The 12735-nt window shown below is 45.0% G+C and carries 11 protein-coding genes; 8 read left to right on the top strand and 3 right to left on the bottom strand.

What is annotated here, in order from left to right; all coding sequences use genetic code 11:
* Nucleotides 1-31: 31 nt before the first annotated feature.
* The 7 genes from R7R24_RS15235 (at nt 32) to R7R24_RS15205 (ending at nt 7543) form a co-directional block, all read left to right on the top strand.
* On the top strand, nt 32-1339 hold the full coding sequence (locus tag R7R24_RS15235; protein WP_054577997.1) for an isochorismate synthase MenF: 1308 nt from the start codon (nt 32-34) through the stop codon (nt 1337-1339).
* The gene (menD, locus tag R7R24_RS15230) at nt 1336-3054 is read left to right on the top strand and encodes a 2-succinyl-5-enolpyruvyl-6-hydroxy-3-cyclohexene-1-carboxylic-acid synthase (RefSeq protein ID WP_054577996.1); all 1719 of its coding nucleotides are present in this window, start codon (nt 1336-1338) and stop codon (nt 3052-3054) included. Before R7R24_RS15235 ends, menD begins: the two co-directional genes overlap by 4 nt.
* The gene (gene menH / locus R7R24_RS15225; protein WP_054577995.1) at nt 3041-3868 is read left to right on the top strand and encodes a 2-succinyl-6-hydroxy-2,4-cyclohexadiene-1-carboxylate synthase; all 828 of its coding nucleotides are present in this window, start codon (nt 3041-3043) and stop codon (nt 3866-3868) included. Before menD ends, menH begins: the two co-directional genes overlap by 14 nt.
* Nucleotides 3861-4727 (top strand): 1,4-dihydroxy-2-naphthoyl-CoA synthase, encoded by an 867-nt coding sequence (menB, locus tag R7R24_RS15220; protein WP_005382318.1) that lies wholly within the window; start codon nt 3861-3863, stop codon nt 4725-4727. Before menH ends, menB begins: the two co-directional genes overlap by 8 nt.
* Nucleotides 4728-4852: 125 nt before the next feature.
* A complete protein-coding gene (menC, locus tag R7R24_RS15215; RefSeq protein ID WP_054577994.1) occupies nt 4853-5842 on the top strand; it encodes an o-succinylbenzoate synthase in 990 nt (329 codons plus the stop codon).
* The gene (menE, locus tag R7R24_RS15210) at nt 5827-7254 is read left to right on the top strand and encodes an o-succinylbenzoate--CoA ligase (RefSeq protein ID WP_054577993.1); all 1428 of its coding nucleotides are present in this window, start codon (nt 5827-5829) and stop codon (nt 7252-7254) included. The genes menC and menE overlap by 16 nt, the downstream gene beginning before the upstream one ends.
* A 100-nt stretch (nt 7255-7354) precedes the next feature.
* Entirely contained in the window at nt 7355-7543 is a 189-nt protein-coding gene (locus R7R24_RS15205) for a hypothetical protein (protein WP_017634658.1), read from the top strand.
* On the opposite strand, the gene R7R24_RS15200 is transcribed toward R7R24_RS15205, so the two are convergent.
* The 3 genes from R7R24_RS15200 to R7R24_RS15190 form a co-directional block, all read right to left on the bottom strand.
* Complete coding sequence (locus tag R7R24_RS15200; RefSeq protein ID WP_005384270.1) at nt 7540-8469, bottom strand: YeiH family protein; 930 nt, start codon at nt 8467-8469, stop codon at nt 7540-7542. The genes R7R24_RS15205 and R7R24_RS15200 overlap by 4 nt on opposite strands.
* A gap of 114 nt (nt 8470-8583) precedes the next feature.
* Nucleotides 8584-10458, bottom strand: a complete 1875-nt coding sequence (locus R7R24_RS15195) for an MFS transporter (protein WP_005384269.1) — start codon at nt 10456-10458, stop codon at nt 8584-8586.
* 13 nt (nt 10459-10471) lie between these two features.
* Nucleotides 10472-11062, bottom strand: coding sequence for a TetR/AcrR family transcriptional regulator (locus R7R24_RS15190; protein ID WP_005382308.1), 591 nt, complete (start codon nt 11060-11062; stop codon nt 10472-10474).
* Between the two features lie 392 nt (nt 11063-11454).
* On the opposite strand from R7R24_RS15190, the gene R7R24_RS15185 reads away from it, so the two are divergent.
* On the top strand, nt 11455-12327 hold the full coding sequence (locus R7R24_RS15185; protein WP_054577992.1) for a Tim44 domain-containing protein: 873 nt from the start codon (nt 11455-11457) through the stop codon (nt 12325-12327).
* The last annotated feature ends 408 nt before the right edge of the window (nt 12328-12735 follow it).

Raw genomic sequence — 12735 nt, 5'->3', positions numbered from 1 at the left:
ACCATTTATCCTCACATACAACGAGGTTGATTTGTCACAGTTCCATCAAGCCGTAAAGAGAATTATCGAGCGAGTTCAGCAATCGGAAGGCAATCAAACACGTCTGGTCGAGCCCCTTAGCGAGAAACCTAATTTCTCATTTATTGATTGGCTTGATGCACAACCACTTTTCCCTAAGTTTTATTGGCAGTCCCGCGATACACGTGAAGAGGTCGTTGCACTAGGGCAATTGCACGCTTTTGTTGAGCCAGGTCCTGCTTATACCATTCTAGGTGAAGGGCAAAGAGTCTGGGGCGGGCGCTCTTTTGATGGACAGCATGAGAAGAATCGTCGCTGTATGCCTTCTTTTTTCTTTTTGCCTCAAATTGAGTTAATTCGTTTTGACCAACAGTGGTCTCTCGCAGTTAATATTTCAGAAGACAAAGCGCGAACTCTAGCTGGGTTGAATAAACTGGTTTGTGAGGTCGCAACCTTAGCTCCAATTTCGTCTCACATCCGCTCTATTGTTCATACGCCAAGTCAGCCTCAATGGAATGAGTTAGTTCATAAGGTTCTGACTGGTATAGAGAATGATGATTTTAAGAAAGTGGTTTTAGCGCGTCGCTCTACCGTGCAGCTTGATAACACATTAAGTGCTGCACAGCTACTTAAAGCAAGTTACTTAAATAACCATCATAGCTTCCATTTCATGCTGAGCTTAGACAGTAAGCACAGTTTTATGGGGTCTACGCCAGAACGTTTGTATTCTCGCGTAGGGCATGAGCTACATACCGAAGCGTTAGCAGGCACGATTGGTCGTGGTGACAATGCTAAGCAAGATATGGAACTAGCGAACTGGTTATCTCAAGATTCAAAGAACCTGAACGAAAACCAGTATGTGGTGGATGACATTGTTGATCGCTTGTCGCCACATTCAGAGAGCGTTGAAGTAGAAAAAGAGCCTCGACTTGTTCGCCTGAGAAAAGTCCAACATCTTAAGCGTAATATTCATGCGGATCTGAAAGCAGGCATCAACGGTGTTCAATTGCTTTCAGCTTTACAGCCAACCGCCGCGGTAGCCGGTTTACCGCGTAAAGAGTCGATGCAATTTATTTTGGATAATGAGCCGTTTGCACGCGGCTGGTATGCAGGCTCTATGGGTTACATTAGCCATGAGCGTGCAGAGTTTTGTGTCGCAATCAGAAGTGCTTTGATCTTGGGCGATCAAGTCCAACTGTTTGCTGGCGCGGGTATTGTTCCAGGCTCCATTGCAGAACATGAATGGGCCGAGTTAGATAAAAAAATGTCGACGTTACTATCTCTTATTTCAGACCACCCACCGCTTGGGGTTGCATCATGAAGGCAGATCAAGCTGTATTGAATCGCATCTGGTCTGAAACCATCCTGACAGAATTGAACCGCTTTGGTGTGAACCACGTTTGTATCGCACCCGGTTCCCGCTCTACACCTTTAACGGTAGAGGCGGCAGATAACCCAAATTTTACTATTCACACGCACTTTGATGAGCGTGGCTTAGGCTTTATGGCTCTTGGGCTTGCAAAGGCAAGTAAACAGCCGGTTGCGTTGATCGTGACCTCTGGTACCGCTGTCGCTAACCTTTTACCTGCTATTGCTGAAGCAAAACTAACGGGTGAAAAGCTGGTGGTGCTAACGGCAGACCGTCCAGTTGAACTGGTAGGGTGCGGAGCGAACCAAGCTATTAATCAATTGGGTATTTTTTCAGGACATGTTTCTGAAAGTCTTAACCTGCCGAGCCCTACGCTATCAACTCCGTTGAATTGGTTACTTACTTCTGTTGATGAAGTGATGTTTACTCAGCGCCTAAGAGGTAGCGCGGTTCACATTAACTGTGCGTTCCCAGAGCCTTTGTACTCCAATACAGAAAAGAGCACCTATCAGGACTACCTTGATACCGTTGCTGGTTGGCGAGATAGCAAGGTGACGTATTGCCAGCGCTTTAACCCGAAAACTAGCAGTGCAATTCCAAGCTGTGGGGATAACAAAGGTGTGGTGGTCATTGGTAGTTTGCCACTGGTTCAGGCGCAAGCCGCGCAAGCGTTTGCAGAGCAAATGGGCTGGCCAGTACTTGCCGATCCACAAAGCGGTGTGAGCTCGGATTGGGCGCATTTTGATTTATGGTTGCAGAATCCGAAATTGGCAAGCCAACTGGATTGCTGTGACTTAATCGTGCAGTTCGGTAGTCGAATCATTTCCAAACGTTTTAATCACTGGTTAGAAAAACATGTAGCGCGCAATCAACAAGGTGGTGATATTCAATATTGGTACGTATCGCCTCGATTAGAGCGAGATAACCAAAGTCACTTACCACAATGGCACTGGGCAGAGCAGCCAAGCTCATGGGTTGAACGTACGACGGAGTTTTCATCAGAACACGCTGGTTGGGCAAATGAACTTGCCGCGGATATCAAACACGTCACGCAACACGCGAAAGGCTTGTTTGCTTCTGATCCTAAGAGTGAGCTGAGCGAAATTGCGTTAGCGATTGATGTGGCTGAGCGTGCTCAGGGTGTGGATCTGTTTGTTGGCAACAGTCTGTTTGTTCGATTGATCGACATGTTCGGCAAGCTTGATAACACAGAGGTTTTCACTAACCGTGGTGCGTCTGGCATTGATGGGCTGTTTGCCACAGCAAGCGGGGTACAACGCGCGCGCCAGAACCCGATGTTAATGTTTATTGGCGATACTTCTGCCTTATATGGGCTGAACTCATTGGCACTGTTTACGCACAACAAGTTGCCTTCGGTGTTGGTGATCACTAACAACGATGGTGGTGCGATTTTTGACTTACTGCCTGTACCGCAAGAGCATCGCGAGTCGTTCTATCAAATGCCTCATGGTTATGAGTTTGAACATGCAGCGAAACAGTTTGGTTTACAGTATCGCAAACCGAACACGCTTGCTGAGTATCAATCTATAGTCTCTGAGCATTTTGCTAGCGGCGAAGGGGCGTTAGTGGTTGAAGTTCAAACGCCATCGAACCAAGCGGTAGAGCAGCTAAAATCCTTCAACAAGAATTTGCATGCTCTATTCTAAACGCTTCCCAGCAACGGAAAAGCACCAAAGTAGTAATATGCCTACTCTGGTGTTTTTGCATGGTTTGCTTGGCAGCGGTGAAGATTGGCAATCGTGTATCAACGCGTTACCCGAGTATGAACGTGTTACGGTTGACCTCCCTGGTCATGGGCACAGCCAATCTGTTTCTTGCAGCGATCTGAATGATTGCTGCAAACTTCTTGGTTCCACACTATCTTTATTATTTCCCTCACAACAACCACTTATTTTGATTGGTTACTCTATGGGCGGCCGCATTGCGATGCATGGTATTGCCCATCAATGCTTTCCAGATCTCAATATTGCGGGCGCGATTGTTGAAGGGGGAAACTTCGGGCTTCAAACTGAGTCAGAGAAACAGGTGAGATTAGAGAATGATGCTCGCTGGGCAATGCGTTTCAAAACTGAACCACTTGAACGTGTTTTGAACGATTGGTACCAACAAGCGGTGTTTTCTTCACTAAACCATGAGCAAAGACAAACATTCATTGCGAAGCGAAGTGATAATCTTGGCTCAGCGGTGGCGAATATGTCGATGGCGACATCATTAGCCAAACAGGCATATTTGTTGCCCTCACTGCAAAAGCAGAACATACCAGTGTATTACTTGTGTGGTGAGAAAGACCAAAAATTTAGCCAACTGGCACAACATAGCGGGTTGGCGTATCGACAAGTTGAAGGCGCTGGTCATAACGTCCATCAAGAGCAGCCCAAACAGTTTGCGATACATACCAAGCAAATAATTCAGTCTCACTTTGGTGAGAGTAACGAGAACAATGGGAATCACCATGGCTAAAACAGTAGGCATTTCTGAAGAAGAACTTTACGCTCCGGTTCAATGGAAAGATTGCGGCGAGAAATACGAGGACATTCATTACCATAAGTCTGAAGATGGTATCGCGAAAATCACCATTGCGCGTCCTCAAGTGCGTAACGCGTTTCGTCCTCAAACGGTAAAAGAGATGATTGATGCGTTGGCAGATGCGCGTTACGACTCTGGTGTTGGCGTGATCATTCTGACAGGTCTAGGTGAAGACGCATTCTGTTCTGGCGGCGACCAGAAGATCCGTGGCGACTATGGCGGCTATAAAGATGACCAAGGTACGCATCACCTAAACGTATTGGACTTCCAACGCGATATTCGTACTTGTCCAAAACCAGTGATCGCATCGGTAGCGGGTTGGGCTGTTGGCGGTGGTCACGTTCTGCACATGATGTGTGACCTAACGATTGCAGCTGACAACGCTCAATTTGGTCAAACAGGCCCTAAAGTGGGTTCATTTGATGGCGGTTGGGGTGCATCTTACATGGCTCGCATCGTAGGCCAAAAGAAAGCTCGCGAAATTTGGTTCCTATGTCGTTTCTACAATGCTCAAGAAGCGGTAGACATGGGCCTAGTAAACACAGTTGTACCACTAGCGGATCTAGAGAAAGAAACCGTTCGTTGGTGTCGTGAAGTACTACAGCACAGCCCAATGGCATTGCGCTGCCTGAAAGCTGCATTAAACGCAGATTGTGATGGTCAAGCGGGTCTGCAAGAGCTAGCGGGTAACGCAACGATGATGTTCTACATGACTGATGAAGGCCAAGAAGGTCGTAATGCCTTTAACGAGAAGCGTCGCCCAGACTTCGATAAATTCCCTCGCAACCCATAATCCGTCTAAATGAGGAGCGTGTTAGCTCCTCTGTTCCTTTTTTCCTGAGCGCCTCGCCCTCTGGGAGGCTGGTGGGATTGCTCGTCAGAACGCTCAAATATACGGCATTACATAGGACTTGAATTATGCGTGAAGCGAAAATTTATCGTTATAGCTTGCCCATGGATAGTGGTGTCATCCTACGTAACAACAAGCTAACCGAACGTGTTGGTTATGTTGTTGCGCTTTCCGAAGATGGTAAAACAGGGCTTGGAGAAGTCGCTCCTCTTCCTGGTTTTAGCTTAGAGAGCGCCGAAGATGCGGGTGTTCAGCTACAAGAACAGGCGGAGCGTTGGGTTGCAGAGTTGGATGTGGATTATGCCAATATGTACCCGTCGGTTGCGTTTGGTTTATCGATGGCACAGCTTGAATTAGCTGGTGGCTTACCACAACAAGGTAAATACCAAACAGCGCCACTATGCACTGGCGACCCAGATGAGCTCATTCCAAAGCTGAACGAAATGGAAGGTGAGAAAGTCGCTAAGGTGAAAGTTGGACTTTATGAGCCAATTCGCGATGGCATGCTTGTGAACCTTTTTCTTGAATCAATCCCTCAATTAACGCTTCGACTTGATGCAAACCGCGCTTGGACACCAGAAAAAGCGCAGCAGTTTGCTAAATACATTACTCCGTCTTTGCGTCAGCGCATCACCTTTTTGGAAGAGCCGTGCCGCTCTCCTGGCGATAGTCTCTCTTTTGCGATTAATACTGGTATTGCTATCGCTTGGGATGAAACATTGCAAGATGCGGTTCGTCGTGAAGATTTCCGTCTTGAAGATCTAACTGGTGTGAAAACGATCATCATCAAACCCACACTCATTGGTTCGGTGGATTTTTGTATTACACTGATAGAGAAAGCGAAGTCACTGGGGATGAAAGCAGTGATTAGCTCGAGCATTGAATCCAGTCTCGGTTTAACTCAATTAGCGCGCTTTGCCCAATGGCAGCTGCCTGATGAAGTTCCAGGTTTGGATACGATTGGCTTATTCAAAGCTCAGCTAGAGCAGGGCTGGCCTAAGTGTGAACTTCCCGTTCTTCCTCTAAAAGACCAGGAGATTGTGTGGCATTCTGCGTAGACAATATTGCGAAGGCACCATGGAAATATTGGGCTCAAACGAGCCCTTTTTCTATTGCACTCAAGACATCAACAGAAGTATTAAACTGGCAACACCTCTCGAAGCGTATTGACCAATACACTCACTATTTGAATGACTTGGGTGTAACTCGGGGGGATGTGCTGACTTTGGTTGGCAAGAACCAAGTAGAAACACTGTTGTTTTATCTTGCCTCCAAACAGTTAGGCGCACTCGCTGCGCTGACCATGGAACAACCACTAGATAAGTTGCAGGGTAAGCTTGCTACACTTTACAGGCCTGATCAAACTCGGTTTATCTGGTTTTCTCAGGAGTGCGCTTCGACCTTTTCTGAACATGATGTACAAAAACTCAAGGCAACATTGCTTTCACCGCCTGTAGTATCACAGCAAGAGAGTGATTCGTTGACTGAAGATAGCTATCATCATGACCGGCTCGCTTCAGTAGTATTTACTTCTGGCTCTACAGGGGAGCCTAAAGCTGTGGTTCATACACATCGACAGCATCTTGCGTCTGCAGAGGGCTTGTTGCAGGAGTTCATTTTCACTCAGCAAGATGCTTGGCTGTTATCGCTTCCGCTGTATCACGTCTCTGGATTAGCGATTGTCTATCGTTGGCTATATGTCGGAGCAACACTAAAAGTCGGTTCAGGGAAACTTGTTGATGATATTCAGGGCGTATCACACGCTTCTTTGGTTGCGACTCAGCTCAAACGGTTATTGGATGATGATGCACATTTGTCATTGACACATGTGCTACTGGGCGGCAGTCACGTTGATCATGAGTTGGCACTACGAGCATCAGGGCAAGGCATTGAGACGTGGTTAGGTTATGGGATGACGGAGGCGGCCTCTACCGTTACCGCAAAGAGAATTGACAGCACCAGTAATGCTGGACATGTATTGAAGCACCGTAAGATAAAATTAGTTGACCAACGCATTTTTGTTGGCGGTAAGACATTAGCGGCAGGGTATTTCCATCAAGGACATGTTACCCCATTTCTGGATGAGAAAGGCTGGTTTGACAGCAAAGATCTTGGCGAGTGGCAAGGTGATGAATTAAAGATAATCGGCCGTGCCGACAATCAGTTTATCTCTGGTGGTGAGAATATCCATTGTGAAGAGATTGAAGCCGCTTTGAACCAAATTGATGGTGTAGTGCAGAGTATAGTGGTTCCAGTCGAAGACGCGGAGTTTGGTCATAGACCAGTAGCTGTGATTCAGACCAATGGATTGCGCAGCAAGTCGGAGTATGACCAGCACTTGCAATCAAAGTTAGAGAAGTTTAAATGGCCAGTGGAATACCATGTAATGCCAGAAACTCTACTAGAAGGTGGGATCAAAATTTCACGTAAGGCCGTGAAAGAGTGGCTGTTGTCATCACTTCAGCATTAGTCAATTTTGCTATGTATTAGTCATAAAGAGAATTTCGTATCCTTATAACTCTGAATCATAATTATGCTTCTTAGTGGAGAGAAAATGCATAAGGTTCAGGATGGCAAAGCTAGTTTTAATTGCGGCAGTAGCACTACAAATTGGTATCGCGATAAGTAGTGAAGGGCTAGCCCGCTCTCTTGCAGAGCTAACGGCATTTTTGATCGCTATTGCGTTGGTCGTTATATACAAAAATAGCAAACGGGAAATACCGTCCCCTCAACGCGATAAGCAGACCACCAATATCTAAAACAGTAACCAACTTAGAGAAGTGGTAGAAATTAGCACCCACAGAGTCACACCAAACAACAGCGGCTTAGCTCCAGCTGACTTTAGTTTTGAAATTGAAATGCTGCAACCTATCAAGAACAGACATACAACCAACGCTTGCTTTGCTCCAATGAAAATGCCGTGATAGACCATTTCAAATTGAGGAAAGAAGTCGCTAAACGCGATAGCTGCACAGTACCAAAAAATGAAATAAGGGATAGCTAGTTTTTTCTTTCCATTCTCTTTTTGGCCTCTTGAAAAGATGACGGCACTGATCAAAGCAACAGGAATGATCCATAAAGCGCGCGCGAGTTTCAATGTTGTTGCCGTCGTTAGTGCTTCTTCCCCATAGGCCGAGGCAGCCCCGACAACAGAAGATGTGTCATGAATGGCAATCGCAGCCCATGTGCCAAACGTGTGTTGATCTAGCCCTAAAGCATGTCCAATCACAGGAAACACAAAGAGTGCAATGGAGTTCAGGACAAACACTGTTGCCAGTGCTAATCCAATCTGCTCGTCTTTCGCTTTAATCGCCGGTGCCACAGCAGCAATTGCGCTACCACCACAAATTGCAGTACCTGATGAGATTAAGTAAGCGGTTACTCGCTCCAATTTAATTACCCTGGCAATGAGAGTGCCCATGATCAGTGTGCCTGTAATAGTGGCGATGATCAGGCCGATACCATCCGATGTGACTGCAAGTGCTTGCTCAAAGTTGATGCCAAAGCCTAAGCCAATAATCGAGTAAGACAGCAGCTTTTTAGTAAAAGAAGCGATGGGCAGCTCGGAAGGCACAAAACCAAAACTTGCGAGTAGAAAACCGATAACTAGAGCAATGGGAGAGGAGGCAAGAGGGGTTAGACAAAAAAGTAACGCCAATCCAAACAGGAGGTAGTTTCTATTCAAGGTTTTTATTCGCTGTTGTGAATGAAAGGGAGAGTATATCGCACTGGGTGTGGTCAGTTTGTCTTAATGATTTGAACACATGTTCAGTTATCCTAAACATGTGTTCAAGTGTATTTATCGCCAGTCGCCTCTAAGTTGATGCACTTTATCGAACATTGTTTTTGCCGTTGCCTCGTTTGGTGGCACCGGTTGTCCTGCCTCTATTTCTAGCTTTGACCAAAATCGAGTCGGTAAGCCACAGCATGCGCGACCTTTTGCGCGGCTGAAATAGCTTCCCCATAAGCCTTTAAGTGCAACAGGTATGACAGGTACTGGACTACGACGTAGGATTATATCAATACCGCGCATGAATTCATTCATTTCACCATCTGAAGTTAATCTTCCTTCAGGGAAAATACAGACGATATGACCTTCGCTTAGCGCAGCTTCCACATCGTTAAATGCACGTCTGATAGAGCTTCTGTTACTCGCTGAAATTGGAATTACCCCGGTTCGACGTAAAAAGCGCCTTAATGGAGGTAGGTTGGCGTAATCTTCCTCCATCACAAAACGAATCAACCTTGGGCATACGGCACTAAGTAGCAATGCATCCATGTAGCTTACATGATTACATACAATCAATGCCCCACCATGCTCGGGTAGGTTGTGTAGATTCTTATGCTTAACTCGATAGATGGTGTGCGTAAGCATCCACATGACAAAGCGAACTACAAAAATAGGAATTTGCAAAAAGATGTAAGCGGCGACTAAGAAATTTAAAATGGCTAACAATGCAAACAGCTGAGGAATTGTCATCTTGATTACACTTAGGCACACAATACCTAAGACAGCGCTGCCGACCATAAACAGAGAGTTAAAAATGTTGAGCCCTGCGATGACTTGAGCACGTTCGGTTTCCTTTGCTCGATGCTGCATTAATGCGTAAAGAGGCACGATAAACAAACCGCCCGAAGCGCCAATCATCAATAGGTAGAAAAATAATGGCCAAAAAGGCTCATATCTAAAGAAGTCTACAAAGTTATGGAAAGTAGGTAGATCATTGGGAATGGAAGTGGCCATTAGGTACCCAAATACCGTAATGCCAAAGGCACCAATTGGCACAATACCGACTTCGATACGATGGTTTGAGATCCAATTGCAAAGTAGCGACCCTAGCGCGATACCAATGGAAAATAGAGCGAGCAAGAAAGACACCGCACTCTCGGTGCCATTTAGGTAAATCTTAGTGAAATTCGGGAATTGTGTTAGATATGCGGCGCCTAAAAACCAAAACCAGCTTATTGCCATTATGCATTGAAAAACAACTCGATCGGATTTGGCGATAGAGAGCGTGTGTTTGGTTTGCTTGTATGGTTGCCAACGAAAAGAGAGATTGGGCGCGCTGGCTGCAGCAAAGGGGATTGAGCGGCTCGACAAGTAGCCTAACAATGCGAAGATCACGACACAAAATGCGGCGAGGTATTTTGCGTTGTCTGCAGAGGCTATAATCCCAGCGCCTAAGGTGCCAATAAGGATGGCGATAAAGGTACCAGCTTCAACAAGAGCGTTGCCGGGCACTAACTCTTTAGCATTTAACTTTTGAGGCAAAAGGGCATATTTAACTGGGCCAAAAAATGCTGACTGTGTGCCCATTAAAAACAGTAGCAATAAAAGCACACCATAACTTTCGGTTATGAATCCGATGGCACCTAACAGCATGATGGCTATTTCAAATAGTTTGACCTTACGAATAAACCATGACTTTTCATATTTGTCGGCTAATACGCCAGCGGAAGCAGAGAACAGAAAGAACGGTAGAATGAACAAGCCTGCCGCAAGGTTGATGAACAAATTGCTCGAAATAGGCAGTGCACTGGAGCCCGCGAATGCGACAAACAACAGCAAAACGTTTTTAAAAATATTGTCGTTGAAAGCGCCAAAAAACTGAGTAATGAAATAGGGCAGGAACTTTCTCTGCGTAAGTAACGACGGCTGTCTGTCGGATGACATGGATAATCCTTTGCTACCAGTTCGTGAGATAGTTAGAAAGAAGATTACTGATCAACTCTTTGCCATCAATAGGTTCACTAGAGAAAAACTTATCATCAACACTGAGTAAAGTAATGCCATGTACGCCAGACCAAAGGACTCGACTCGCTTGAATCACTTCGGATTCAGTACGATGTGGTGCGATTTGAGCCAATAGTGACTCTAGCATTCCCGTCATACCATCGATACGTTTGGCATGCCATTCCGGAAGTTCTGCTCCATTCATGTTGTGTTCGAACACTAACTGCCAACGGTATGGGTGTTTTTGAGCAAAATCGTGGTAGCAATAAGCGAGTTCAAAAAGCGCTTGATGGGAGTCTTTGCTGTCATTAGTCGCTTTGCGTGCTTCTTGAGATAACTCATCTAAAGTTTGAGCGACAACATGAAGCAACAACAAATTATAATTACCAAAAACATTTACCAATGTGCTTGGCACGTAACCAATCATGTTAGCGATTTTACGAAGACTGAGTTCGTGGTAAGAATTCTCATCTAAAAAGTTTTTGACCGTTGTTAACGTCAAATTCACTAACTCTTCTCGGGTGTGATCGTTTCTGCGCGCCATACTCTCAAACTACTTTATTGAACATCGTTCAATATGATAGTCAGCTACCTATTAACCGTCAACAAGGCAATGTGTCCAAGTGCCCTCAAGGTGTAGGATTCTGAGCTGTGTCACTGATTCTAATTCAAGTAAAACAATCTGGAGTATTAGTGAACTTATTCCATACTTTTTTTACATTGATCAAGCGCCTTCAGCTGAATTGTAAGCAGTGTGAGCAGTCTGCATTTTTGGCAATATTCTGATACATGTCAGCTTCTATAAGCTATTTTCATCAATCGGTATACAGAGTATGATGACTTAAAAATCATCTTTGGCGTGCTACTGTTTGAAACAACGATTGTTTCGTCTTGAAAATGGGGCACTATCTTAGATAGCTAACTTTAAGGATAACGATGAAACGTTTATTTTCTATTGTTGCTTTATTGATGTTTACTGTTGCTGTAACGCCTATAGCGGAAGCGAAGAAGTTTGGTGGCAGTAAGTCTTTCGGTAAGAGCTACAAAACTGCACCAGCACCGAAACAACAGCAACAAAACACCAATACGGTCGGCAAAGATCAGACGACAAAGTCTTCAAGTAAGAAAGGCCTTATGGGTGGTCTGCTAGGCGGACTTCTTGCTGGTGGTCTACTTGCTGCATTCTTTGGCGGTGCTTTTGAAGGTATCCAGTTTATGGATATCCTAATTATTGGTTTGATTGCCTTTGTCATCTTTAAACTAATGCGCGGTATGCTAGGTGCGAAGCAGGGCAGTATGAACCAGCATCGTCAACAGCCTGCATTTGGTGGCAACGCATCTAAGTTTGAGCAACCAAACATGCAAAACTTTGAGCAACAACCAAACACAAATAATGGTGGCTTTGGTGGTTTTGGCGCTCAAACAGACGTACCACATAACTACCCACCGGGTTTTGACCAAGCAGCGTTCATTAATGGTTCTCGTGAACACTATCGAATCCTGCAAGGTGCGTGGAATCACAACCAGTTAGAAACTATTGAAGAATATGTTTCTCCAAGCTTGTTTGAAGACCTAAAAGCAGAGCGCGCGAAGCTCGACGGTGAGCAGCATACTGACGTAATGTACGTTGATGCGGAGATCGTCCGTGCTGATTACGATGCAAATAAAGCACAGCTTAGTCTGCAGTTTAGCGGTCGTTACCGTGACACAGTAGAAGGTGTTGAAGAAGAAATCGAAGATATCTGGCACCTAGAGCGTGACTTGACTACGCCTAATGCGCCATGGTTAATCGTTGGCATTCAAGGCTAGTCACCTTTAAACCAATTTAGTCACTAGTAAAAATCCCGCATCCCCTGCGGGATTTTTTGTATCTATCATTTGTATTTCTTGTACGTGTTTTTATACAAACATCACTAATTGAGTCCGCTTGATAACTTTTGCTCTAATTTTGCGAGCCCACTTTTTCTAGTAAGTCCTAAAGTGTTTTCCTATTTATATTGAACATTCATATTAAGGCCATACGAACTAACAAAATCAAAATAGCTAGTACATTGTTTGTAGGGTAAAGATCTGCTCCTCAGCCTTTTGTTTGTGGAGTTTCACATGGGGTTGGTTGCTTTAGTGAGATTGAGTATAGGTTATACCAATCGTAGTAAATAACTGGTCATTCTAGCTTGTTAAAATACTCGATAACTGCGTTGCAATTTTTGATTGTAG

It is taken from the genome of Vibrio sp. 704, assembly GCF_033339295.1.
This window is presented reverse-complemented; position numbering and strand designations above follow the sequence as displayed.

Excerpts from the sequence above, each read along its gene's own strand:
- R7R24_RS15205 (WP_017634658.1), top strand. The coding sequence starts at position 7,355 with ATGGCAAAGCTAGTTTTAATTGCGGCAGTAGCACTACAAATTGGTATC.
- menD (WP_054577996.1), top strand. The coding sequence starts at position 1,336 with ATGAAGGCAGATCAAGCTGTATTGAATCGCATCTGGTCTGAAACCATC.
- R7R24_RS15190 (WP_005382308.1), bottom strand. The coding sequence starts at position 11,062 with ATGGCGCGCAGAAACGATCACACCCGAGAAGAGTTAGTGAATTTGACG.
- R7R24_RS15195 (WP_005384269.1), bottom strand. The coding sequence starts at position 10,458 with ATGTCATCCGACAGACAGCCGTCGTTACTTACGCAGAGAAAGTTCCTG.
- R7R24_RS15185 (WP_054577992.1), top strand. The coding sequence starts at position 11,455 with ATGAAACGTTTATTTTCTATTGTTGCTTTATTGATGTTTACTGTTGCT.
- menB (WP_005382318.1), top strand. The coding sequence starts at position 3,861 with ATGGCTAAAACAGTAGGCATTTCTGAAGAAGAACTTTACGCTCCGGTT.
- menC (WP_054577994.1), top strand. The coding sequence starts at position 4,853 with ATGCGTGAAGCGAAAATTTATCGTTATAGCTTGCCCATGGATAGTGGT.
- menH (WP_054577995.1), top strand. The coding sequence starts at position 3,041 with ATGCTCTATTCTAAACGCTTCCCAGCAACGGAAAAGCACCAAAGTAGT.